The sequence below is a fragment of the Shewanella sp. 11B5 genome (assembly GCF_002836795.1).
Classification (GTDB): domain Bacteria; phylum Pseudomonadota; class Gammaproteobacteria; order Enterobacterales; family Shewanellaceae; genus Shewanella; species Shewanella frigidimarina.
The window spans coordinates 1-3,484 of sequence record NZ_PJAP01000867.1 but is presented as its reverse complement, the minus strand read 5'-3'; the positions used below and the strand labels follow the sequence as shown (position 1 = coordinate 3,484).

Below are 3,484 nucleotides of genomic sequence, written 5' to 3'. Positions count from 1 at the left end.
ATTTTTTCGATTTAACTCGAGCATCTTTTGCATTGGCTTTTTTCTTACCAGGCACTTTAGCTTCTTTGTGTTTAGGGCGAAGTTCTTCAATCACACGGCGTTTCAGTGGGATCTCAATGTAACGTTCAATTTTAGACACAATACGCATATCGTGCGCTTCAACTAATGAAATCGCTGTTCCTTTTGCGCCCGCGCGCGCAGTACGGCCAATTCGATGAACATACGCGTCAGCAGAACGTGGCATGTCAAAGTTAATCACATGAGTAATATCATCAACATCGATTCCTCGAGCTGCAACATCCGTCGCCAAAAGCACATTAACTTCGCCTTTAGAAAAACGACCCAGTGCTTGGAAGCGTTTTTTCTGCTCCATATCGCCACGCATAAATGCACATGGGATATTCGCTTTTAGCAATAAACCTTCAAGGCTGGCAACCATTTCGCGAGTTTTAACAAACACAATGGTGCGTGTAACATTTTCTTGTTGAAGAATATGACATAACAACGCAAATTTATGTGCTTGATCGTCAGCCAAGTGAACCCACTGGTGTACTTTGGCTTTTTCACTGCGTGGCGCTTCAACATCGACCATTACTGGATCGGTTAATAAGTCGCGAGCGAAACGGTTAACCCCATTACCTTCAAGCGTGGCAGAAAACAGCATGTTCTGTTTGCGGCCTTGAGCTTCAATGGCAATTGATTGCACTACTGATGAGAAACCCATATCAAGCATACGGTCAGCTTCATCAATAATTAAAATTTCAACTTCAGTGGCGTCAAATTTGTCTTTATCTAGGTATTCCATTAATCGACCAGGGGTGGCGATCAATAAATCAACATTGTCTGCAAGTGCTTCTTCTTGTGGGCCATATGGCACACCACCAGTAATAATGGCGATATTAAGCTCAAGCCCAGTGGCTAAATGGCTTGCATAACGATGAATTTGACTGGCTAATTCACGTGTTGGCGTTAGCACCAAAATGCGTGCTTGGCCTTCAAAACGACGTGGGAAGTCAATAAGGTGCTGTAAAGCAGGCAGTAAAAAACTGGCTGTCTTACCGGTGCCGGTTGGCGCACGCGCTAAAATATCCCGCTGATCCATGGCCAATGGAATAGTTTGCTGCTGAATAGTGGTAGGGGTGTTGTGTCCCATGGCCTTGAGTGACTCTAATAAGCTAGGGTCGAGCTGGAAATCTTCAAATTGCATGCGCTGGTCTCGCTGAAAAATAGTTGAGTATTATAGCTGACCTAATGAGCAGGCTAAAGCTTTAAGTAGAATGGACGACATAAATCTATCATCGTTTCGCTGTATCGCCCTTGTTTATCGCGGATCGTCATTTGATGATACTGAGTTTCCACAACAGGATTGGTTAGTGTTTGTGGTTCAGCTGTTGTTGGGTCGTGTTGGATTGCCAATATTGATCGGTTAGCTACCTTTCCCTCAATGCTAATGATATCAAGCTGCTTAGCAACGAATAGACCATAAGCGTTAAGTTGTTGGATAAAACTGGCTAAACTTTGCAGCGGTAAAATAACACTTGCCGTGCCTTGCGGGGCAAGTAATTGGCTAATCACTCTCTGTAATTCTGCAAAGGACAAGGTATTAGTATGTCTGGCGTCAGCACGTGCACTATTTTTGGCTTGTGTGCCCTGTTCAAAGTAGGGAGGGTTACAAATAATATGGTCGAATAATGGCTCATCATTGTTGTTGTGCCGTTGTTGGAAGTCTTGAATAGCACCGTGAAATAGTTGCACTGTCTCTGACCAAGGGCTTTGCTTAATATTAAATTGGCAAGCCTTTGCTGCAGCATTGTCTATTTCTACTGCAATAATACTGGTGTGATGAGGACTTCGTTGTGCAGCCATTAAACTGAGTAAACCACTTCCTGCACCGATATCTAAAATATGACTTGATTGAGTTAATTCAGCCCAAGCTCCGAGTAAAACTGCATCAGTACTGACTGCCATACCACACTGTTGATCATCGATATGAAATTGTTTAAACGTAAAAGACATAGATAATTGATTACTCTTTGGGCTGTGTGGACGACTCGGATAAGATCATAACTGCTTTGATTTTTACTGTCGCGTGTTAATTGTCTCCAGCCTGTATGGTTGACTTTTTGTTATGGTCAATTAACTTAAAAATCATAGATGTGGTGAATATGTACACAAGTCTTGCCATAAATCGTAACTAAACTGGTTTTTTTTATTGTTTAGAGGGCTGAAGCTTGAGTATTTAGGCGATATTTGGTATTAGTTTGCGCGCTTTTTTACGAATTAAATCGAGTAAAAAGTCTAATTAAGGCTATTTGACAGGGATGTAACGCTGAATACTGAGTTAACGAGTCATTTTCGTTACTCTCTTAACAAAGTTTACTATTTTTTAAGTGTATTTTTAACTTTACAATTTATTATTCGTTCAGCTCAGCAGTAGCTAATTATGGCGTAATCAATTAGGTTTGTTAAAAAACATAACAATAAAACGAGGCTAGTAGTGCAAACAACCAAAATGAGTGTGACTGATACGCTAGGGTTAGGGTTTATGACCTTTGCGTTTTTTTTAGGTGCGGGTAACTTAATTTTCCCACCTTTTGCTGGCATGCTTGCTGGCGAGAATATGTCTTTTGCGATGTTCGGTTTCTTAATTACCGCAGTGGGTATGCCACTTATAGGCTTAATTGCCGTTGCTAAAGCTAACGGTAAAGTGATGGCGTTATTACCTGCGTTTGCGGCTACAGCATTAGCCATTGCGATTTATATCATCATTGGCCCAGCATTTGCCGCCCCACGTACTGCATTGGTGGCATTTGAAATTGGCGCAAGACCTTTTATTAGTAATCCCGATGCGTTAATGATACTCGGCGGCAAAGAGTTCAGTATTGCGCAACTTATTTATACTTTGGTGTTTTTCTCCATTGTGATGTTTTTATCTTTATTTCCAGGAAAATTACTCGATAGCGTTGGTAAAATACTTACGCCTGTATTGATTTTACTATTGGTGGGATTAGCCAGTTCTGTGATTATTCTTCCTGGCGCAGAGGTGAGCCTGCCGGTTGGTGAATATATTAATAGTCCATTAACCAAAGGGATTATTGAAGGTTATAACACCATGGATACCTTGGCATCATTGATGTTTGGTATGCTAATCATCGATTTGTTGCGCAAAAAAGGCGTTAACGATGCGGCCGATCAAACTAAGTATTTAGTTCGTGCAGCATTTATTGCTGCTGGTGGTTTAGCATTTGTGTATGTGTCGTTATTTTATCTTGGTGCTTCAGCAGGTGATTTTGCTATTGGTGCCGACAATGGTGGCCAAATTTTAACAAACTATGTGACTCATCATTTTGGCAATATTGGCACCTTAATGCTTTCAACGGTTGTGACGCTTGCTTGCTTAACGACTGCGGTTGGTTTGGTCACCGCTTGTTCTGAATTTTTTAATGAATTAATGCCTAGATTATCGTACAAGTTGCTGGTGGTT

The 3,484-nt window shown here is 41.3% G+C and carries 3 protein-coding genes; 1 reads left to right on the top strand and 2 read right to left on the bottom strand.

Annotation, left to right across the window (positions count from 1 at the left end; genetic code table 11):
- Positions 1-1,207, bottom strand: a 1,207-nt coding sequence (srmB, locus tag CXF78_RS17390; protein WP_102037464.1) for an ATP-dependent RNA helicase SrmB, incomplete at its 3' end; no start/stop codon positions are given.
- A 53-nt stretch (positions 1,208-1,260) separates the two neighbouring features.
- Positions 1,261-2,016: a tRNA1(Val) (adenine(37)-N6)-methyltransferase gene (locus tag CXF78_RS17385; RefSeq protein ID WP_102037463.1), complete on the bottom strand. Its 756-nt coding sequence runs from the start codon at positions 2,014-2,016 to the stop codon at positions 1,261-1,263.
- 481 nt (positions 2,017-2,497) lie between these two features.
- On the opposite strand from CXF78_RS17385, the gene brnQ reads away from it, so the two are divergent.
- The coding region (brnQ, locus tag CXF78_RS17380; protein WP_102037462.1) for a branched-chain amino acid transport system II carrier protein at positions 2,498-3,484 on the top strand (987 nt) is incomplete at its 3' end.

Bases quoted from the DNA above. Each gene is read 5' to 3' on its own strand.
- CXF78_RS17385 (WP_102037463.1), bottom strand. From the start codon at position 2,016: ATGTCTTTTACGTTTAAACAATTTCATATCGATGATCAACAGTGTGGT.